The organism is Phycicoccus sonneratiae (assembly GCF_016887965.1).
GTDB classification, from domain to species: Bacteria; Actinomycetota; Actinomycetes; order Actinomycetales; family Dermatophilaceae; genus Phycicoccus; species Phycicoccus sonneratiae.
This window is the reverse complement of the sequence record NZ_JAFDVD010000013.1, coordinates 57,149-76,879: the sequence shown is the minus strand read 5'-3', so window position 1 is coordinate 76,879 and position 19,731 is coordinate 57,149. Positions and strand designations below refer to the sequence as shown.

At 74.1% G+C, this 19,731-nt stretch carries 16 protein-coding genes; 6 read left to right on the top strand and 10 right to left on the bottom strand.

Annotated features, from left to right (window positions below):
- Positions 1-47: 47 nt before the first annotated feature.
- A complete protein-coding gene (locus JQN70_RS20150) occupies positions 48-2,867 on the bottom strand; it encodes a DEAD/DEAH box helicase (RefSeq protein ID WP_239111524.1) in 2,820 nt (939 codons plus the stop codon).
- 287 nt (positions 2,868-3,154) lie between these two features.
- On the opposite strand from JQN70_RS20150, the gene JQN70_RS12430 reads away from it, so the two are divergent.
- A complete protein-coding gene (locus tag JQN70_RS12430) occupies positions 3,155-3,559 on the top strand; it encodes a YybH family protein (protein ID WP_204131669.1) in 405 nt (134 codons plus the stop codon).
- Between the two features lie 12 nt (positions 3,560-3,571).
- On the opposite strand, the gene JQN70_RS12425 is transcribed toward JQN70_RS12430, so the two are convergent.
- Both JQN70_RS12425 and JQN70_RS12420 read right to left on the bottom strand, forming a co-directional pair.
- Entirely contained in the window at positions 3,572-4,222 is a 651-nt protein-coding gene (locus JQN70_RS12425) for a DUF2461 domain-containing protein (protein ID WP_204131668.1), read from the bottom strand.
- Positions 4,219-4,644: a DUF1801 domain-containing protein gene (locus JQN70_RS12420; RefSeq protein WP_204131667.1), complete on the bottom strand. Its 426-nt coding sequence runs from the start codon at positions 4,642-4,644 to the stop codon at positions 4,219-4,221. Before JQN70_RS12420 ends, JQN70_RS12425 begins: the two co-directional genes overlap by 4 nt.
- Positions 4,645-4,787: 143 nt before the next feature.
- On the opposite strand from JQN70_RS12420, the gene JQN70_RS12415 reads away from it, so the two are divergent.
- Complete coding sequence (locus tag JQN70_RS12415; protein ID WP_204131666.1) at positions 4,788-5,624, top strand: Fpg/Nei family DNA glycosylase; 837 nt, start codon at positions 4,788-4,790, stop codon at positions 5,622-5,624.
- 11 nt (positions 5,625-5,635) lie between these two features.
- Here JQN70_RS12415 and JQN70_RS12410 read toward each other — a convergent pair whose 3' ends face one another.
- The 3 genes from JQN70_RS12410 to JQN70_RS12400 form a co-directional block, all read right to left on the bottom strand.
- Positions 5,636-7,294 (bottom strand): ABC-F family ATP-binding cassette domain-containing protein, encoded by a 1,659-nt coding sequence (locus JQN70_RS12410; RefSeq protein ID WP_204131665.1) that lies wholly within the window; start codon positions 7,292-7,294, stop codon positions 5,636-5,638.
- Between the two features lie 109 nt (positions 7,295-7,403).
- On the bottom strand, positions 7,404-7,934 hold the full coding sequence (locus JQN70_RS20990) for a YdeI/OmpD-associated family protein (RefSeq protein ID WP_204131664.1): 531 nt from the start codon (positions 7,932-7,934) through the stop codon (positions 7,404-7,406).
- 4 nt (positions 7,935-7,938) lie between these two features.
- Positions 7,939-9,096 carry a beta propeller repeat protein gene (locus tag JQN70_RS12400; protein WP_239111523.1) on the bottom strand — a complete coding sequence of 386 codons (1,158 nt, stop codon included), beginning with the start codon at positions 9,094-9,096 and terminating at the stop codon, positions 7,939-7,941.
- A 247-nt stretch (positions 9,097-9,343) separates the two neighbouring features.
- Here JQN70_RS12400 and JQN70_RS12395 point away from each other — a divergent pair, with 247 nt between their 5' ends.
- On the top strand, positions 9,344-10,525 hold the full coding sequence (locus JQN70_RS12395) for an acyl-CoA dehydrogenase family protein (RefSeq protein WP_204131663.1): 1,182 nt from the start codon (positions 9,344-9,346) through the stop codon (positions 10,523-10,525).
- 94 nt (positions 10,526-10,619) lie between these two features.
- On the opposite strand, the gene JQN70_RS12390 is transcribed toward JQN70_RS12395, so the two are convergent.
- Complete coding sequence (locus JQN70_RS12390; protein WP_204131662.1) at positions 10,620-10,937, bottom strand: hypothetical protein; 318 nt, start codon at positions 10,935-10,937, stop codon at positions 10,620-10,622.
- Positions 10,934-11,140 (bottom strand): hypervirulence associated TUDOR domain-containing protein, encoded by a 207-nt coding sequence (locus JQN70_RS12385; RefSeq protein WP_204131661.1) that lies wholly within the window; start codon positions 11,138-11,140, stop codon positions 10,934-10,936. Before JQN70_RS12385 ends, JQN70_RS12390 begins: the two co-directional genes overlap by 4 nt.
- A 232-nt stretch (positions 11,141-11,372) precedes the next feature.
- On the opposite strand from JQN70_RS12385, the gene JQN70_RS12380 reads away from it, so the two are divergent.
- Positions 11,373-14,666: an ExeM/NucH family extracellular endonuclease gene (locus JQN70_RS12380; protein WP_204131660.1), complete on the top strand. Its 3,294-nt coding sequence runs from the start codon at positions 11,373-11,375 to the stop codon at positions 14,664-14,666.
- Positions 14,667-14,749: 83 nt separating this feature from the next.
- On the opposite strand, the gene JQN70_RS12375 is transcribed toward JQN70_RS12380, so the two are convergent.
- Together JQN70_RS12375 and JQN70_RS12370 are read right to left on the bottom strand one after the other, a co-directional pair.
- Complete coding sequence (locus JQN70_RS12375) at positions 14,750-16,276, bottom strand: DEAD/DEAH box helicase (protein ID WP_307835955.1); 1,527 nt, start codon at positions 16,274-16,276, stop codon at positions 14,750-14,752.
- Between the two features lie 184 nt (positions 16,277-16,460).
- Positions 16,461-17,399: an ROK family protein gene (locus tag JQN70_RS12370; protein ID WP_204131659.1), complete on the bottom strand. Its 939-nt coding sequence runs from the start codon at positions 17,397-17,399 to the stop codon at positions 16,461-16,463.
- 92 nt (positions 17,400-17,491) lie between these two features.
- Here JQN70_RS12370 and JQN70_RS12365 point away from each other — a divergent pair, with 92 nt between their 5' ends.
- Positions 17,492-18,298 (top strand): DeoR/GlpR family DNA-binding transcription regulator, encoded by an 807-nt coding sequence (locus JQN70_RS12365; RefSeq protein ID WP_307835954.1) that lies wholly within the window; start codon positions 17,492-17,494, stop codon positions 18,296-18,298.
- A gap of 172 nt (positions 18,299-18,470) precedes the next feature.
- Positions 18,471-19,730 carry an extracellular solute-binding protein gene (locus JQN70_RS12360; protein ID WP_239111522.1) on the top strand — a complete coding sequence of 420 codons (1,260 nt, stop codon included), beginning with the start codon at positions 18,471-18,473 and terminating at the stop codon, positions 19,728-19,730.
- Position 19,731: the final 1 nt, after the last annotated feature.

The window sequence follows — 19,731 nt, the reverse complement described above, 5'->3', positions numbered from 1 at the left end:
CTCGTCGCCTCCCGACCCCCGGCGTCGCGACTGTAACAGCGGCGCCGTCAGGTCAGCGGCGCGAGCCCGGTGACGACGAGGGCCGGTTCGCCCGCCTCGTCGGTGGCGGCGAGGTCGAGCTCGGCGGTGATGCGCCAGTCGTGGTCGCCGTCCTCGTCGTCGAGGACCTGCGTGACGACCCACGCGCCGTCACCCTCCTCGACGGTGAACAGGGCCGGACCGCGGGCCGACGGACCCGTCGAGAACGACCCGTACTCGGCGAGGTACCCGGCGGCGGCGTCCTGCCACTGCTCCGCGGTCAGCCCGCCGTCGAGCGCCGCCAGCGCCTCGTACCGCGCGAGCGCCAGCAGCTCGACTCGCCGGAACATGCTCTGCCGCACCATGACCCGCAACGCCCGCGGGTTGGCCGAGAGTGCGCGCCCCTCGGTGGAGGGCCGGACCTCGGCGCCGGGGTCGGCACCGTCCGGGTGCGCCAGGGACTCCCACTCGTCGAGGAGGCTGGAGTCGGTGTGCCGCACGACCTCGCCGAGCCACTCGACGAGGTCGTCGAGCTCCTCGGTGCGTGCCGACACCGGCACGGTCGAGCGCAGCGCCCGGTAGGCGTCGGTGAGGTAGCGCAGGACGACGCCCTCGGCGCGGGCCAGCTTGTGGTGGGCGACGAACTCCCCGAACGTCATCGCGCGCTCGAACAGGTCACGGACGACCGACTTCGGGGAGAGGTCGCGCGGGTCGACCCACGGGTGTGACTGCCGGTACGTGCGCAGCGACTGCTCCAGCAGGTCCGCCAGCGGGCGGGGCCAGGTGACGTCCTCGAGGGCGTCCATCCGCTCCTCGTACTCGAGCCCGTCGGCCTTCATCGCCGCGACCGCCTCGCCACGCGCCTCGAACTGCTGGGCGAGGAGCACCGGGCGCGGGTCGTCGAGGGTGGCCTCGATGACGCTGACGACGTCGAGGGCGTACTCGGGCGACTCGCGGTCGAGCAGCTCGAGGGCCGCGAGGGCGAAGGCCGACAGCGGCTGGTTGAGCGCGAAGCCCTCGTGCAGGTCCATGGCCACCTGGAACGGACCCTCGGCGAAGCGCCGGCCGTCGCGGCGCAGGAAGCGCTCGAGTGGTGTCACCTCCCGCTCCTCCCCGACCTTGTGGGGGTCCATCCGCCCGACACCCCGTTCCGACGGCGAGTCCGGCGGACCCTCCCCCACGAGGTCGGGGGACGTGGGGGCCAGCCCGGCCGCGGCGAGCGCCTCGCCGAGCGCCCCGAGCGCCCCCAGCGACCCGGCGTCGACCGGTTGCGGGGTCGGGTCGGGCTCGGGCGCCGCCTCCGGAACGGATGCACCCTCCTCCGGATCCGGCTCCGGAGGAAGCCAGTCCGCGACCAAGGACCCGTCGTCGGGCTCGACCACCCCCGCGCGCACGAGCGACCCGAGCACCTGCACCGCCCGCTCGACGAGGCGCTCGCGACGCTCGTCGGTCTCGTGGTTGTCGAGCAACAGGGTGTGCAGCGCGTCCTGCTGGCCCTCCCACTGGTCGAGGACGTTGAGCACCATCGCGTGCGTGACGCGCATCCGCGACGCGAGCGGCTCGGGCTCGGCGGCGACGAGCCGGTCGTAGCTCGCCTCGGTCCAGGTGAGCGCGCCCTCGGGCGGCTTCTTCCGGACGATGCGCCGCTCCTTCTTCGGGTCGCCACCGGCCTTGGCGAGGGCCTTGCTGTTCTCGATGACGTGCTCGGGCGCCTGGACGACGACGTACCCGACCGTGTCGAAGCCGGCCCGGCCCGCGCGCCCCGCGATCTGGTGGAACTCCCGCGCCCGGAGCAGGCGCTGCGTCCGGCCGTCGTACTTCGTCAGCGAGGTGAGCAGCACCGTGCGGATGGGGACGTTGATGCCGACGCCGAGGGTGTCGGTACCGCAGATGACCGCGAGCAGCCCGGCCTGGGCGAGGGTCTCGACGAGGCGCCGGTACTTCGGGAGCATCCCCGCGTGGTGCACCCCGATGCCGTGCAGCACGAGCCGGCGCAGCGTCTGCCCGAACCCCTTCCCGAACCGGAAGCCGCCGACCGCCTCCTTGACGGCGGCCTTGCGCTCGGCGGACAGCACCTCGACCGAGGCGAGCGCCTGCGCCTGCTCGACGGCACCGGCCTGCGTGAAGGAGACGACGTACACCGGCGCGCGGCCGTCGCGCAGCAGCAGCTCGATGGTCTCGTGCACGGCGGTGAGCACCCACTCGTGCTCGAGCGGGACCGGTCGCTCGGCCCCGGTCACCGCGACGACCTCGCGCTCGCTGCGCCGCGCCAGGTCGCGCTCGAGGGCCGAGGTGTCGCCGAGCGTCGCGGACATGAGGAGCAGCTGGGTGTCGGGCAGGAGGAGCAGCGGCACCTGCCAGGCCCAGCCCCGGTCGCGCTCGCCGTAGAAGTGGAACTCGTCCATGACGACGAGTCCGATGTCGGAGGCGTCGCGCTCGCGCAGGGCGTGGTTCGCCAGCACCTCGGCCGTGGCGCAGATGATCGACGCCCCGGGGTTGACCGCGGCGTCACCGGTGAGCATCCCGACCTGCGCGGCCCCGAAGGTCTCGACGAGGGCGAAGAACTTCTCGGAGACGAGGGCCTTGATGGGCGCGGTGTACCAGGACCGTCGACCGGTGGCCAGCGCCTGGGCGTGCGCGGCGACCGCGACGAGGGACTTGCCGGACCCGGTGGGCGTCGCGAGGACGACGTGGGCGTCGCCGGCGAGGGCGAGCACCGCCTCCTCCTGCGCCGGGTAGAGGGTGAAGCCGCGCTCGCCGGCCCACTCGACGAACACGTCGAGGGCGGCGTCGGCACCGCCGTCCGGGGTCCCGGCAGCGGCGCCGGTGAGGCGGTCGGTGAGCGTCATCGCGCCCGATTCTCCCCCACCGCCCGAGCGGCGGGCCGCCCCGCCCGCGCGAGGGCCGCCCGTCGGGACCCGGGACCCGAGGCCCGACACCTCACTGTCCCCACTTCCTTGCCCGTGGCAATCGATCCCTTGCCTGGCGCAAGGGATCCCTTGCGCGTGGCAATCGATCCCTTGCCTCGAGCACGGAGTTCCGGTGGACCACGTGTCCTCCCGGGGTCGGGCCTCGACACGGAGCGACCCCTTGTCGGAGCGCGTGGCTACCGTGCAAGGAACCGATGGGAGCACCGATGACCGACGAGATCTTCTCCGCCTACCTGACCCGCCGCAAGGCCGCCTCGGACGCCTTCGTGGCCGGTGACGTCGCCCCTCTGCACGAGGTGTCGACCGCGTCCGACCCGGCGACCATCCTCGGTCCGGCCGGCACGCTCGTGCAGGGCGCCGAGTCCGTCAACGCCACCAACGCCGAGGGTTCGGCGCGCTTCACCGGGGCCGAGCGCAACGACCTCGAGACGATCCACGGCGGCGAGGAGGGCGACCTCGCGTGGTGGGTCGGGGTGCAGCGCTCGGTCGTGTCCGTCGAGGGGCAGGACGAGCCCGTCCCGATGGACCTGCGGGTCACCGAGCTCTACCGGCGCGAGGACGGCGCGTGGAAGCTGTTCCACCGTCACGCGGATCCGTTGCGGGAGAGCTGATCCCGCGTCGCGTCACCTCCGGCGTGGTGCCTCGCTCGCGCCGACGTGCTCGGTGAGCCAGTCGACGAGGGGTCGCACGGCGCGCCAGTCCGCACGCACCCGGTCGACCACCTCCTCGGTGTCCAGCCACGACGGTGCGCCGTGCTGCCGGGAGGCGACGAGGTGCTTGTGCCGCATCAGCTCCAGGCGCGGATGGTCGGCGTCGACCCCCCGTGGTCGGGTCGCCACCCGCTCGCCCCCGAGCTCGAAGCCGTCGGCCACGAGCCGGTCGACCACCGTCTGCAGCGCGCCCCCGGACGCCGGGGCGTCGACCGCGGCGCGGTACCTCGGCGTCTGGTCCGGACCGGTCGGGTAGAAGCCGCCTCCGGTCAGCAGACCGGCGGCCGAGACCTGGACGTAGAAGCCGACCCCGGGGACCGTCGCGGCCAGCGCCCCCTGGTGGTCCTTGTACGGGGACTTGTCGGCGCTGAACCGGACGTCGCGGTGCGGCCGGTACAAGCGGGCCGCGCCGAACTCGTCGGTGAGCGCCTCGGCGAGCCACTCCATCGGCTCGCGCACCGACTCCTCCCAGCGCGCCCGGTTCGCCTGCCACCAGGCGCGGGTGTTCTCGACCGAGAGCTCGTCGAAGAAGTCGAGCGCGTCGAGCGGGATGCCTCCGCTCACGCGTCCTCCCGGTGGTTCCGCGCCCAGGAGCGGGCGACGAGCTCGGCGAGGACGTCGTGGTCGAGGTCGTCCAGGCGCGTGACGTAGAGGCACCCCTTGCCCGTCGTGTGGGGACCGAGCCGGGCGAGCAGGTCCGCGTTCGAGCCGTCGTACGTCAGCCCGTAGAGGGTCAGGGCCGCCTTCCGCGGGGCGAGGCCGACGGCGAACCAGTCGCGGTCCTTCCCGTCGGCGGTGCGGTAGGGCTGCGACCCGAACCCGACGGTCGAGGCGCCCCACATCCGGGGCTCGGCACCGGTGGTGCGCCGCATCAGGTCCAGGGCGGCCTGCGCGTCACGGCGTCGACGCTCGTCGGCGACCGAGGCCACGAAGGCCTCGACGTCGGCGTCGGTGCGGGTCGTCCTGCGGTCGCCGTGGTCGGGCATGCTCCGACGGTAGGGCGCGGCCGGGCCGGCGCACCAGCCCCGCGGGCGACGCGGCAGGCGCCGCGGCGGGACACGGGCCCGGCGGCTGTCGAGCCATCGCCGCGCCGGCCCACCCGGACGCGCCGGCCGCCGAGGATGGGTCCATGCCCGAAGGCCACACCCTCCACGCGCTCGCCGGGCGGGTCGACGCCGCGTTCGCGGGGACGGCGGTGCGGTTCTCGTCCCCGCAGGGCCGCTTCGCCGGGTCCGCCGCCGCGCTGGACGGGGCCCGGGTCGAGGGCGCCGAGGCGCACGGCAAGCACCTCGCGATCCGCGTCGAGGGCGCGCGGGTCGTCCACGTCCACCTCGGGCTGTTCGGGCGCTTCTCGGTGCGCCGGCACCGCCGGGTCGACCGGGGCGAGGCGCCGACCGACCTCCCGCTCACCGGGCAGGTCCGGCTGCGGATGGTGAACCGCACCCACGTCGGGGACCTCCGGGGCCCCATCGTCTGCGAGCTCGTCACCGACGACGGCTGGGAGGAGGTCCGGTCCGGCCTCGGGGCCGACCCGCTGCGCGAGGAGCGGCTGCCCGACGCGGTGCTGGCCCGCCTCGCGCGCAGCCGTCGGGCCGTGGGCGCCGTCCTCATGGACCAGGGCCTCGTCGCCGGGGTCGGCAACGTCTACCGCGCCGAGCTCCTCCACCGGCACGGCCTCGACCCGCACACGCCCGCGCGTGAGGTGCCGCAACGGGTCGTCCACGAGCTGTGGGACGACCTCGTCCGGCTCATGCCGCTCGGGGTGCGCACCGGCCGCATCCTCGTCGCCGACGACGACGTCGAGCGGGCCCGGACCCTGCTCGCGGACGGTGGCACGGGGCGCGTCCGACCGGCGTACGCGGTGTACCGGCGGCACGGACGGACCTGTCCGCGCTGCGGCGGAACGGTCGTCAAGGAGACGATGGCCGGGCGCAACCTCTTCTGGTGCCCCGGCTGCCAGCGGTGAGCCGCCGCCCGTCAGGCGACCCCGACGTGGGTGACGACGACCCGGCCGTCCTCGACCTCCCAGCGCTGGTCGAGCCGCACGGTGTCGAGCAGCCGCCGGTCGTGCGTGACGAGGAGCAACGCCCCGTCGTACGCCTCGAGGGCCGACTCGAGCTGCTCGATGGCCGGCAGGTCGAGGTGGTTCGTCGGCTCGTCGAGGACGAGGACGTTGACGCCGCGGGCCTGCAGCAGCGCCATCGCGGCGCGGGTCCGCTCGCCCGGGGAGAGCCGGCCGACGAGGCTGGTCACCTGGTCGGCCCGCAGCCCGAACTTCGCGAGGAGCGTGCGCACGTCGGCGCCCGTCATCGTCGGGACGGCCGCCTCGAAGGCCTCGGCGAGCGGACGGTCCTCGGCGAGCCCGGTGCGGGCCTGGTCGATCTCGCCGAGCGCCACGGACGCCCCGAGCCCGGCCCGTCCGGTGTCGGGCGCGAGCCGGCCGGTGAGCAGCCGCAGCAGCGTCGTCTTGCCCGCGCCGTTCGGGCCGGTGACGCCGATCCGCTCGCGGGCGGCCACCTGCACCGAGACCGGGCCGAGGACGAAGTCGCCGCGGCGCACCGAGGCCGCGTCGAGGGTGGCGACCACCGAGCTGGAGCGTGGGGCGGAGCCGATCGTGAACCGCAGCTGCCACTCCTTGCGCGGCTCCTCGACCTCCTCGAGCCGGGCGATGCGCGACTCCATCTGGCGCACCTTGCGGGCCTGCTTCTCCGCCGAGTCGACCTGCGCGCGACGCCGGATCTTGTCGTTGTCGGGGCTCTTGCGCATCGCGTTCCGCACGCCCTGCGAGCTCCACTCGCGCTGGGTGCGGGCGCGGCCCTCGAGGTCGGCCTTGGTGGCGGCGTACTCGTCGTAGGCCTCGCGCGCGTGCCGGCGCGCGACCGCCCGCTCCTCGAGGTACGCGTCGTACCCGCCGTCGAACACGGCGACCGCGTGCTGCGCGAGGTCGAGCTCGACGACCCGGGTCACGACGCGTGAGAGGAACTCGCGGTCGTGCGAGACGAGGACGACACCGGCCCGGAGGCCGCCGACGAACTGCTCGAGCCGCTCGAGGCCGGCGAGGTCGAGGTCGTTGGTCGGCTCGTCGAGGAGGACGACGTCGAACCGGCTGAGCAGGAGGGCGGCCAGCGCCGCGCGGGCCGCCTGCCCCCCGGAGAGGGCGGTCATCGGGGTGTCGGCGGCGAGATCGAGGCCGAGGTCGGCGAGGGTCGGGGCGAGCCGCTCGTCGAGGTCGGCGGCGCCCGTGGCCTGCCAGTGGTCGAGGGCGCGGGCGAAGACGTCGCCGGCCCGGGATGCGGCGTCCGGGGCGGCCATCGCCGCGGCGGCGGCCTCCATCGCCTCGGTGGCCGCGGCGGCCCCCGTGCGGCGGGCGACGTACCCGCGGATGGTCTCGCCAGGGACCCGCTCGTGCTCCTGGGGCAGCCACCCGACGAAGGCGTCGGCCGGCGCGGTGCTCACCGACCCGGCGAGCGGCGCGAGGTCTCCTGCGAGGATCCGCAGCAGCGTCGTCTTGCCCGCCCCGTTGGCCCCGACGACACCGACGACGTCACCCGGCGCGACGGTGAGGTCGAGGGCCTCGAACAGCGTCCGGTGTGCGTACCCCCCGGCGAGGCCCTTGGCGACGAGGTCCGCGCTCATCCCCCGATCGTAGGGTCGCCCCGCCTCGTGCGAGGTGCGCGGGTCCGGACGCGGTGGCGCGCGGACCCGCGCAGGTCACGCGGATCGGAGCGGTCGATCGGCCGGCGGGTCAGGAGGGTTCGGGCAGCTTCCCGCTGCGGGCGACGTCGGGGTCGGTGCACGACGAGAGGTCGAAGCAGCACGGGCGGCGCTTGCCGTGGTCGATCTTGTCGATGCTCACGCCGACCCGCTTGGCCCGCGTCTCGTCGCTGCGGGTGGCGCCGACCCAGCGCACCCACTCCCAGCGCGCCATCGGCGTGATGTCGTCCCAGACCTCGCGGATGTGGGCGGGCGCGTCGGCGAGGGCGCCCGCGAGGTCGGCCGGGACCTCGGGCTCCGGCCACTCCTCGGCGACGACCAGCTCGAGCTCGACCGGCTGCGTCCCGATGTCGTTGCCGGAGAGCCGGATCCAGTGGCCGCGCCGGCCGTCGGGCTCGACGACGGTGTCGAAGGGCTCGTCGTCGAGGGTGCCGGTGACCGCCACCTGACCCCGCGACGGGAGGGCCGCGCTGGCGTCGGCGGGCAGCCGGACGAGGACGACGTCGCCGACGGTCTCGGGGGTCGCGGTGAAGGACACGGTGGCCGGGGCGGTGGTGCTCACCGGCTCATCCTCGCGGTTCGAGCACCTCGACGGCGAGCACCGTCGGCAGGTGGCGCGCCACCTCGTCCCAGGTGTCGCCCTCGTCGCGGCTGGCGAACACCGAGCCGCTGTTCGTCCCGAAGTACACGCCGGCGGGCTCCTGCCGGTCTCCGGACATCGCCTGGCGCAGCACGGTGAAGAAGCACGACTCCTGGGGGAGCCCGGTGCGCTGGGCCTCCCACGTCGACCCGCCGTCCCGCGAACGCCACACGGCCGCAGCGGCATCCGGCGGGAAGCGGCCGGCCATGTCGCCGTTGAGCGGGAGGGTCCAGATCGTCGAGTCGTCGCGCGGGTGGGACCACAGGGGGAATCCGAAGGTCGACGGCAGGCCCTCGGTGACGTCGCTCCACGTGGCCCCGCCGTCGGCGGAGCGCCACACGCCGTAGTGGTTCTGCTGGTAGAGCACGTCGCCGCCGGCGTGCTCGAGGTGGTGGACGCAGAAGCCGGTGTGCCCGTCGGACGGACCGGCCGGGTGCCCGGCGTCCTGCCCGTCCTCGGTGTCCGCGAGGTCGTTCGCCTGCTCCCAGGTGACCCCGCCGTCGCGCGTCACGAAGACGCCGGCCGCGGAGATGCCCACCCAGAGCCGCTCGGGGTCGGCGGGGTCGGCGACGATGGTGTGCAGCACCAGCCCCGCGCCGCCGGGGCTCCACTCCGGACGCGTCGGGTGGTCGGTGAGGCCCTTGACTTCGGCCCAGGTGCGGCCGTCGTCGTCACTGACGAGGAGGGTCGCCGGCTTGGTGCCGGCGTAGAGGCGGTCGCCGGCCCGGCGCAGCGACCAGACCTGCGAGAAGGCGTCGCCGAAGGGCGCCGGCTCCTCGGTCCACCCGATCATCGCGGCGAACCCGGGGTCGTTCGCGGCCCAGGTGTCCATCTCGCCGGTGCTCAGCTTGACGAGCTCCCAGGTGTGGCCGCGGTCGTCGGAGCGCCACACCCCCGCGCCGGACCAGTCGCCACCACCACCGGCCCACATCGTGCCCGTCGCCGGGTCGCCGACGACGTGGTTGATCGGCCAGCCGTCGCAGTAGGGGCCGCGCACGGCCCACCCGCCGCGGTCGGCGTCGCCGTCGACGACGAAGGCTCCCTTCGAGGTCCCCACGAGCAGGTGGATGGGTGCGTCGGCCATGGTCGGTTCCTTCCGCCGGGCCGCCCGCGGTGGTCGGCGGGCGGTGTCGTCCAGTGTCCCGAGGGCTGCGCGGACCGGCAAGCGCCGGGCGCGCGCAGGTCGCCCCTCGTGGAGGACCGACCGCCGTCGACGTCGGAACTCATCGGTGCGCCCGCGACGCCCCGGCTCCCAGCGTCGGGGGCGATGATCGAGGGGTGCCCCGGGCCACCGACGTCCCGGGGCACGCCGAGCGACGGGAGCGCACCGCATGGACCTGGACCTGACCGAGGACGAGCGCGACATCCGGCAGTGGGTGCGCACCTTCGTCGAGAAGGAGGTCATGCCGCTCGAGCAGGACGTCCTCGCCCGTGAGCGCCGCCACGAGCGCGGCCTGCCGGCGGAGGAGCTGAAGCGGCTGCAGGACACCGCCCGGGAGGCGGGCTTCTTCGGCGTCCTCACCCCCGAGGAGCACGGCGGCATGGGCCTGTCGGCCGTGATGGCCGCCCTCGTCGAGGTCGAGCTCGGCCGCTCGTTCGTCCCGTTCCGGTTCGCCGGCGAGGCCGACAACATCCTCTTCCACGCGACCGAGGCGCAGCAGGAGGAGTACCTGCGGCCCACCATCGAGGGCACTCGGCGCAGCTGCTTCGCCATCACCGAGCCGGGTGCCGGGTCGGACGCCCGCGCCATCCGGACCAAGGCCGAGCGCGACGGTGACGACTGGGTCATCACCGGCGAGAAGACGTTCATCACCGGTGGGCACGAGGCGGACTTCGTCATGGTCTTCGCGGTCACCGACGCCGAGGCGCACCGGGAGGGCCGCACTGGCGAGTCGGTCACCTGCTTCCTCGTCGACCGCGAGCGGGGCTGGACCTCGCACCCGATCGACACGATGGGCGAGTGGGGTCCGGCCGCGCTGACCTTCGACGGGGTGCGGGTGCCGCAGTCGGCGGTGCTCGGCGAGGTCGGGAAGGGCTTCGCGCTCGCGATGCAGTGGATCGGCAAGGGCCGCTACCTGCTGCCCGCCCGTGCCCTCGGCGGCTGCGAGCGGATGGTCGAGATGGGGATGGAGTGGGCCCGCAACCGGGTGACGTTCGGGCAGCCGATCGCCGAGCGGCAGGCCATCCAGTGGATGGTCGCCGACTCGGCGGTCGACATCGAGGCGCTGCGCTGGCTCGTGCTGTCGGCGGCCTGGCAGGTGGACGCGGGGCGCGACAGCCGGCAGGCGCAGTCGATGGCCAAGCTCTTCGGCGGCGTGCGGGCCAACGAGATCGTCGACCGGATGCTCCAGGTGCACGGCGGGATGGGGTACACCCGCGAGCTGCCGCTCGAGCGCTGGTACCGCGAGCTGCGGCTGCTGCGCATCTACGAGGGGACCGACGAGATCCAGCGCCGGACCATCGCCCGCAACCTCCTCAAGGGGCACGCGAGCGTCCGCGGCCACCTCGGCTGACGCACCGCCCCTCCCGACTGTGTGGGGCAGCAGCCGCCGACACGCCGTGGAGACGCCGATCCGGGCGGACCTGCCCCCACAAGGTCGGGGAGGGTCAGTCGTCGGTGAACGCCTTGCTGTTCGACCAGCGCTGCCCGGCGTCGCCGCCCCAGGCGTCCCACGCGACCCGGCCCGGGCTCGGGTAGCCCTCGGTGCCGCGCCGGAAGCCGTCGGCGTCCTTGTCGACGTCGTGGCGGGCGAAGTAGTCGCGCATCCGGCCCACGACGGCGCGGCTGACGTCGTCACCGTCGGCCAGCTGCTTGGCCCGGCGCCGACCGGTGTCGGTGAAGCCGCGGCCGGCCCTGCCCTCGCCGATCCAGCCGACGGCCCGTGTCGCGGCGCGCTGGACGTCCTTCGGGGGGACCGGGCTCACGAGCGCTTCCTCAGGGCCGACTCCTTGTGGGCCGCCGTGGCCCCGGTCTTGTCGGACTCGACGAGGTAGTACGGGTCGTCGTCGGTGGGCTTGAAGGTCTGTCCGTCGTGCTGGAACTCCTTCGTGCGCTTGTCCGTGACCGTGCCGTGGGTCGTGCCCTGCGATGTGTTCCAGCTGACCTTCTCGCCCGTCCTGTACCCCACCGATGCGTCCTTCCCTCGCGCTGACCTGCGTCGTCACGACCGTAACCGCGGCGCGGGCCGGGAGGGTCCGCAGTGACGGGCGAAGGTCGGCGACATCGTTCGCCGACCGTTCACGGATCCGCCCGTCACTCGAGTGGTCGGGGTCCTCTCCCGGTGCTACGTTCCCGACGCACGTGAGCGGGTCGAGCCGTCGAGGACAGGTCGGCGCTCCCCGCAGGACCCAGGAGGATGCATGAACCGCATGCCGTTGCGTCGGCTCGTGGTGAGGGTGGCCGTCGGTGCCCTCGCCCTCGCCGCGCCCGTCGCGCTGACGCCCACCCCCGCGTCGGCCGCCGCCACCGACCTCTTCTTCTCGGAGTACGTCGAGGGCTCGAGCAGCAACAAGGCCATCGAGATCTACAACGGGACCGGAACAAGCGTCGACCTCGCCGCCGGCGCCTACACGCTCGCCCTCTACAGCAACGGTTCGGCGACGCCCAGCCGCTCGGTCGCGCTGTCCGGCACGATCGCGGCGGGTGACGTCTTCGTCGCGGCGAACCCGTCGGCCGACGCCAGCATCACCGACGTTGCCGACCTCGAGGACGGCAACGTCGTCAACTGGAACGGTGACGACGCGATCGCGTTGGCCAAGGACGGCGTCCTCCTCGACGTCTTCGGCCAGATCGGCACCGACCCCGGGACGCAGTGGGGCAGCGGCTCCACCAGCACCCTCGACCACACGCTCCGTCGCCTCGACACCGTGTGCGCCGGCGACCCCGACGGCTCGGACGCCTTCGACCCCTCCGTCCAGTGGGCCGGCTTCGCGAACAACACGACCGACGGCCTCGGCTCGCACTCCGCCTCCTGCGGCGGCCCGGTCGTCGACGACTCCCCCGCGGTGGCGTCGACGAGCCCGGCCGACGGTGCCACCGCGACCCCGGCGCAGTCGCCCACCGTCACCTTCACCGAGCCGGTCGCGCTCGCGGACGGCGCGCTCACCCTCGCCTGCGGCGGCGCGGACGTGCCCGTCGCCGTCACCGGTGGCCCGAGCACCTGGACCGTCGACCCGGAGGCCGATCTCGCGGCCGGCGCCTCGTGCACCCTGACCGTCCACGCCGACGCGGTCACCGACGTCGACGAGGTCGACCCGCCCGACGCGATGACCGACGACGTGAGCACCACCTTCACCGTCGCGACCCAGTGCGGGGCGGACTTCACGTCGGCCTCGGCCATCCAGGGCACCACCGACACCTCGCCGCTGTCCGGCCAGACCGTCACGACGCAGGGCGTCGTCGTCGCCGACTACGAGGGTGCGGCCCCGGCCCTGCGCGGCTACTACCTCCAGGACCTCGAGGGCGACGGCGACCCCGCCACGTCCGACGCGGTCTTCGTCTTCGACAACGGCCGCAACGAGGTCCGCCGCGGCGACGTCGTCCGGGTCACCGGCCAGGTCTCCGAGTTCCAGGGCCAGACCCAGGTCAGCTCCTCGGCGGTCGAGGTCTGCGGCACCGGCAGCGTCGAGCCGACCGAGGTCGAGCTGCCGATGGCCGACGCCGCCGCCTACGAGCGATACGAGGGGATGCTCGTCGCGTTCCCGCAGACCCTGTCGGTCACGGAGCACTTCCAGCTCGGCCGCTTCGGCCTGGTCGTCGTCTCCTCCGGTGGCCGCCTCCGGCAGCCGACGAGCGTCGCCGCCCCCGGGCCCGAGGCCGCCGCGCTCCGGGCCGCCAACACCCTCAACCGGCTGATCATCGACGACACGCTGCAGAACCAGAACCCCGACCCGATCATCTGGGGTCGTGGTGGCGCGCCGCTGTCGGCGGAGAACACCCTGCGTGGCGGCGACACCGTCACCGGCGCCACCGGCGTGATGACCTACACCTGGGCCGGCAACGCCGCGAGCGGCAACGCCTACCGGCTGCGCCCGGTCGACCAGTCGGGCACCGGCATCCGGTTCGAGGCCGCCAACCCGCGTCCGACCTCGGCGCCGGACGTCGGCGGTGACGTCCAGGTCGTCGGGATGAACCTGCTCAACTACTTCAACACCTTCACCGGGTGCGCCGCCGGCACGGCCGGTGCCGCCCTCGACTGCCGGGGCGCCAACTCGGCGGCCGAGTTCGAGCGGCAGGCGGCCAAGACCGTCGCCGCGATGACGGCCCTCGACGCGGACGTGTTCGGCGTCAACGAGATCGAGAACGACGGCTACGGCGACACGAGCGCGCTCGCCGACCTCGTCGGCCGGCTCAACGCCGCGACCGCGCCGGGGACGTACGCGTACCTCGACGTCGACGCGCGGACCGGCGGCACCGACGTCCTCGGCTCCGACGCCATCAAGGTCGCGATGGTCTACAAGCCGTCGGTCGTCACGCCCGTCGGCGACACCGCCGTCCTCAACACCCCCGAGTTCGTCAACGGCGGCGACGCCGCCCCGCGGGCCCGCCCCTCCCTCGCCCAGGCCTGGAAGGTGAACGCCACCGGCGGCGTCTTCGTCGTCGACGTCAACCACCTGAAGTCCAAGGGGTCGGCGTGCGAGGTCCCCGATGCCGGTGACGGACAGGGCAACTGCAACGTCGTCCGCACCAACTCGGTCAAGGCGCTGCTCCAGTGGCTCGGCACCGACCCGACCGGCACCGGTGACGACGACGTCCTCCTCGTCGGCGACTACAACTCCTACGCCAAGGAGGACCCGATCCGGACCCTCGAGGAGGGCGGCTTCACCAACCTCGTCGAGAAGTACCAGGGCGAGGACGCGTACTCCTACGCGTTCGACGGGCAGTGGGGCTACCTCGACCACGCGCTCGGGTCACCCTCGCTTGTCGGCCAGGTGACCGGGGTCGCGGACTACCACATCAACGCGGACGAGCCGTCGGTCCTCGACTACAACACCGAGTTCAAGTCGGCGGGCCAGGTCGACTCGCTCTACGCGCCCGACCAGTACCGCGTCTCGGACCACGACCCGGTCAAGGTGGGTCTGTCGCCGGACGGGCCGCCGCGGGTCGTCGCGGGCTTCGTCGACGGCTCGGTCCGCTGCGGTCGGGACAACGCGCAGCTGCGGGTCACCGTCACCGACCCGGGTGACACCGCCACGGTGCGCGTCGCCTGGGGCGACGGGACGACCTCCACGGTCGAGGGCGTCACGGGTGAGCGGACCATCGGGCACACCTACGCCACCGCCGGGAAGCACACCGCGACGGTCACCGTCACCGACAGCCGGGGCAACGTCGTCACGACGACCGCCGACGTCGTCGTCGAGTACCGCCTCGACACGGTGCCGACGGCCGGCTCGACGCTGACCCTGCCGCGCGGCGTGCCGGTGCCGGTACTCGCGACGGTCCGCCAGTGCGACGGCCGGTTCGTGTCGACCACCGCCCCGGTCGCCACGCTGACGCGCGGTGGCACCGAGGTGGCGCGCACGTCGCTCACCGCGGTCGGACCGCTGTGGATCGGGGCCCTGCGGACCTCCGGGATCGCCAAGGGCACCTACGCGCTGACGGTCACCCTGCCCGAGACCGGGCAGACCGCGACGTCGACGCTGCGCCTGCGCTGACCCGCTGACGACGAGGCCCCCGGATCCGGTCGGATCCGGGGGCCTCGTCGTGGGGCCCGCGGTGGTGGGCGGGCCCCGTGGGGTCAGCGGGAGCGGCGACCCCCGGCGCGCTCCGAGAACGCCGCCGCGCCACCGCCGGAGCGCCCGCCACCCTGGCGTGCCCCACCCGGACGACCCTGACCGGCCGGACGACCCTGCCCCGAGCGCTTCGGCCCGGAGCGCTTCTGGCCCGGACCCTGCGCGGCCGACCCCGAGCGGGGGGCACCCTGGCCGCTGCCGGCCTCGGGGCGGGGGCCGCGCCGGCGCTGACCGCCCGAACGCCGCTGGCCACCACCGGGGGTCGTGGACGACCCGCCCTGCGCGCGGCCGCCGCCGCGGCGGCCTCCGCCAGAACCACCGCGACCGGACTCGGCGGGCGCGGCCGCGACGAACCCACCCTCGAACGAGCGCTCGCCGGGAGCCAGCTCGCGCAGGACGGGGTGGGTCGCGTGGGCGCGGGTCGTCGTCGGGCGCACGCCCGCCTTGCGGGTGAGGTCGCGCACGTCGCGCACCTGGTCGTCGGTCATCAGGGTGACGACGGTGCCCGAGGCCCCGGCCCGCGCGGTGCGACCGGAGCGGTGCAGGTAGGCCTTGTGCTCGACCGGCGGGTCGGCGTGGATGACGAGCGCGACGTCGTCGACGTGGATGCCGCGCGCGGCGATGTCCGTGGCGACGAGCGTGCGGGCCGCGCCGCTGTGGAAGGCCTCCATCGTGCGGGCCCGCGCGCCCTGGCTGAGGTTGCCGTGCAGCTCGACCGCGGGGACGCCGGAGCCGTTGAGCTGGCGGGCCAGCTTCTTGGCGCGGTGCTTGGTGCGGGTGAAGACGACGGTGCGTCCCGGCGCGGCCGTCAGGTCGACGAGCACCGGGAAGTGGGCGTCCTGGCTGACGTGCAGCACGTGGTGCTCCATGGTCGCGACCGGCGACTGGGCCGAGTCGGCCTCGTGGGTGACCGGCTGGTGCAGGTAGCGCCGGGCGAGCACGCCGATGCCGGCGTCGAGCGTCGCCGAGAAGAGCATCCGCTGCCCCCGCTCCGGGGTGGCGTCGAGGAGGCGGCGGACCTGTGGGAGGAACCCGAGGTCGGCCATGTGGTCGGCCTCGTCGATGACGGTCACCTCGACCCCGCCGAGCGAGACGTGGCCCTGCCCGATGAGGTCCTCGAGCCGGCCGGGGCACGCGACGACGACGTCGACGCCCCGCCGCAGGTTCGTCACCTGCGGGTTCTGGCCGACGCCGCCGAAGACGGTGCAGGAGGTGAGGCCGAGCACGCGCGCGAGCGGCGCGAGGACGTCGTCGATCTGGGTGGCCAGCTCGCGTGTCGGCGCGAGGACGAGGGCGCGCGGGCGCTTCGACGTGCGCCGGGTGCCCGAGGCGGCGAGGCGCGAGAGCAGCGGCAGGACGAACGCGACGGTCTTGCCGGAGCCGGTGCGGCCCCGGCCGAGCACGTCGCGGCCGGCGAGCGAGTCCGGCACCGTCGCGGCCTGGATGGGGGTGGGCGTCGTGATGCCGTCGCGGGCGAGCACGTCGACGAGGGCGGCGGGCATACCGAGCGAGGCGAAGGTGTCAGTGGACACGGGGGGTCTCCGAGGGTCTGTGGTGTCGCAGCGCGGCGCGAGCCGTCGGCGGCGACGAGGTGGATGTTCTGCCGGGCGGGCCCGGGGGCCGCGGCGCCGTGGCCGGACCGGGGTCCGTCACAAGGGCATCGACATCTGGGGGGTGGCGTCCGCTGCAGAACGGGGCGGGCGCTCGGGGTCCATCCTACGGCAGGTCGGGCACCGGGACGGACGCCGTCGCTCGGTCGGGCGCGGGCTCGAGGTGGCTCGCCCCGATGGCCCCGGCCCACTCGCCGAGGCCGGCGCGCACGACCGCGACGCCGTCCGGGTCGGGCAGGAGCTCGGCGAGCGAGGACCGCAGAGGGTCGAGGAGGGTCGGACCGGCCTCGGCCATCCCACCCCCGACGACGACGAGTCGCGTTCCGGCAGAGGCGATCACCGGAGCCAGCGCGGCGGCCAGGCTGTGGACGGCGTCCTGCCAGATGCGGGCGGCGAGGTCGTCACCGGCCACCACCGCGGCGGCCACGTCGGAGGCGTCACCGGCGCGGCCGGCCTCCCGCCAGCGCCGGCCGACCGCCGTCGCGCCGGCGACGGCCTCGAGGCACCCGCGCCGGCCGCACCCGCAGGCCGGTCCGTCGGGCTGCACGCGGAGGTGCCCCAGCTCCCCCGTCCAGGTGCCGCCCCGGACCACGCGGCCACCGGTCATCAGGGCCACGGCGAGCCCGGTGCCGAGCGGCACGAAGAGCACGTCGTCGACCCCGCGGGCCGCACCGAGCAGGTGCTCGGCGAGCAGCCCGGCGCGGACGTCGTGCCCGACGACGACCTCGGCCGCGAGGTGTCCCGCGAGCGAGCCGCGCAGGTCGAGGTCGGTCCAGCCGAGGTTCGCCGACCAGACGCCGTGCCCGCCGGCCTCGTCGACGAGGCCCGGGACGACGAGGCCGACCCGGTCGGGCGCGGGCGCGTCCGGGACGCCCGCCCGCAACCGCTCGAGGACGCCGGCGACCGTGGGCCCCAGGGACTGCGCGACGTCCCGGGGCGTCGGCTCGACGTGCCGCCCGAGGACGCTGCCCCCCCGCACGAGGACCGCCTTGACGCGGGTGCCCCCGACGTCGACACCGGCGGTGGTGCGGACGGTGTCGTCCACGGGCCCTCCTCGGTGCTCGAATGCGACGGATCACGGCGCCGATCGAGCATAGTCGCACCACGACGCCGCTCACCGGCCACTACGATGCCCGCGTGGGCGAGGACGCGATCGGGGCGAGCACGCCGTCGTCCCGATGGGCCGCGGTCCTCGACCTGCTGGCCACCCGTGGCCGACTCTCGGTGTCCGAGACCGCCGTCCACCTGCGCGTCTCCGAGGCCACGGTGCGCCGCGACTTCGCCGAGCTCGCCCGCCGACAGCTGGTGACGCGCCACCACGGCGGGGTCGTCGCCACCTCGGTCGCCTACGAGCTGCCGTACCGGTACCGGTCGAGCCAGGCCGACGGCGAGCTCGAGCGCATCGCCGCGCACGCGGCCTCCCTGGTCCACCCCGGCGAGGTCGTGGCGCTCAACGGCGGCACGACGACGACCGCGACGGCCCGCGCCCTCACCGCCCGCGAGGACCTCGCCGGCGAGAACGGCCCCGCCCTGACGCTCGTGACCAACGCCCTGAACATCGCGGCCGAGGCGGTGCTGCGCCCGCACGTGCGCTGCGTGTCGCTCGGCGGGGTCGCCCGCCCGGAGTCCTACGAGGTGAGCGGGCCGCTTGCCGCCCAGGTGGTCGCCCAGCTGTGGTTCGACGTCGCGGTCGTCGGCGTCCACGCCCTCTCGGCCGCCGAGGGGGCGACCTGCGCCGACGAGGACGAGGCGGCCGTCGTCCGCGCGATGGTCGAGCGCTCGCGGCGGGTCGTCGTCGTCGCCGGGGCCGGCAAGCTGGGGTCGCGGACCTTCGCCTCGATCTGCCCCGCCGAGCGGATCGGCACCCTCGTGACGACCGCCCCGGAGGACGCTTCGGAGGTCGCCGCCCTGCGGGCCCGGGGCGTCGTCGTCGACTGCGTCTGACCGCCCCGGCACGCGCCGCGGACTGCGCGTTTCTGCTCGCCGGATTCCCCGATCGCTCACAATCGTGCGCGCATGTACAGTGGCAGGCGCCCGGCCGGGGGCGACCCACGGACGCCCTCCCGCGAGCCGGCGCTCCACTGCCGGAGGACCGGCATTCTCGACGAGGAGAACGATGAGCACGACGCGACGACAGATGATGCTGGTCGGCGCCGCGGCCACGGGGGCCCTGGTCCTCTCGGCCTGCGGCGGGGGCACCGGTGCGGGCAACGCGGGGGGCGACTCCGGAGACGGTGGCGACAAGGCGACGTCCATCACGCTGATGGCGGCCGAGTACTCCAAGGACAACACCAAGGCGTTCTGGGACGCGTTCGCCAAGGAGTACAAGAGCAAGTACGGGTACACCCTCAACGTCAACGTCGTCAGCTGGGACAACATCGACCAGCAGTCCTCGACGATGATCCAGAACAACCAGCCGCCGGACATCCTCAACCTCAACGCGTACGCCAGCTACGCCAAGGACGGCCTGCTCTACGGCGCCGACGACGTGCTGCCCTCCGAGGTCAAGTCCGACATCCTGCCGACCTTCGTCAAGTACGGCACCTACGACGGCACGTTCTACGGCTTCCCCGACCTCAGCAGCGCCCGCGCGCTCTTCTACAACACCGACCTCTTCGCCAAGGCCGGCATCTCCGCTCCCCCGACGACGTGGGCCGAGCTCGAGGCCGACGCCCAGAAGGTCAAGGCCACCGGCAACACCGGCTACGCGATGCCGCTCGGCCCGGAGGAGTCGCAGGGCGAGTTCTCGATGTGGCTGTTCAACAACGGCGGCGACTGGAAGGCCGACGGGAAGTGGGCGGTCAACTCCGAGAAGAACGTCGAGACGCTGACCTTCATGAAGAAGCTCGCGGACGCCGGTCTCACGCAGTCGAACCCGGCCCGCACCAACCGCGCCGACGCCTTCGACCTCTTCAAGTCGGGCAAGGCCGGGATGGTCGTCGGCTTCTCGCCGCTCGCCGGTGACCTCGACAAGGACGGCACCGTCAAGTACGCGGTCGCGCCGTTCCCGAGCAACGACGGCTCCGAGAGCAAGACCTTCGGCGTCACCGACTACCTCATGGCCTTCAAGAAGAAGGGCAACCAGGACGCGGTCAAGGCGTTCTACGAGCTCTACTACTCGAAGGACCAGATCAACACCTTCATCGAGAAGGAGGGCTTCCTCCCGGTGACGACCTCGGGCCTGGAGTACTTCCAGAAGGACGACAAGCTCAAGGTCTACCTCGACACCCTGCCCAACGCGCGGCTGACCCCCACCGACGACCCGACGTGGGACAAGATCAAGCTCGCCGTCCAGCAGAACCTCGGTGGCGCGATGACCGGTGACCCGAAGGCCGTCCTCGACAAGCTGCAGCAGACCGCCGAAAACGGAGGCTGAC

What these genes read in the sequence shown, in the direction of transcription:
- JQN70_RS12415 (WP_204131666.1), top strand. Translation starts at nt 4,788, where the DNA reads ATGCCCGAAGGCCACACCCTCCACGCGCTCGCCGGGCGGGTCGACGCC.
- JQN70_RS12420 (WP_204131667.1), bottom strand. Translation starts at nt 4,644, where the DNA reads ATGCCCGACCACGGCGACCGCAGGACGACCCGCACCGACGCCGACGTC.
- JQN70_RS12400 (WP_239111523.1), bottom strand. Translation starts at nt 9,096, where the DNA reads ATGGCCGACGCACCCATCCACCTGCTCGTGGGGACCTCGAAGGGAGCC.
- JQN70_RS12410 (WP_204131665.1), bottom strand. Translation starts at nt 7,294, where the DNA reads ATGAGCGCGGACCTCGTCGCCAAGGGCCTCGCCGGGGGGTACGCACAC.
- JQN70_RS20150 (WP_239111524.1), bottom strand. Translation starts at nt 2,867, where the DNA reads ATGACGCTCACCGACCGCCTCACCGGCGCCGCTGCCGGGACCCCGGAC.
- JQN70_RS12380 (WP_204131660.1), top strand. Translation starts at nt 11,373, where the DNA reads ATGAACCGCATGCCGTTGCGTCGGCTCGTGGTGAGGGTGGCCGTCGGT.
- JQN70_RS12360 (WP_239111522.1), top strand. Translation starts at nt 18,471, where the DNA reads ATGAGCACGACGCGACGACAGATGATGCTGGTCGGCGCCGCGGCCACG.
- JQN70_RS12395 (WP_204131663.1), top strand. Translation starts at nt 9,344, where the DNA reads ATGGACCTGGACCTGACCGAGGACGAGCGCGACATCCGGCAGTGGGTG.
- JQN70_RS12430 (WP_204131669.1), top strand. Translation starts at nt 3,155, where the DNA reads ATGACCGACGAGATCTTCTCCGCCTACCTGACCCGCCGCAAGGCCGCC.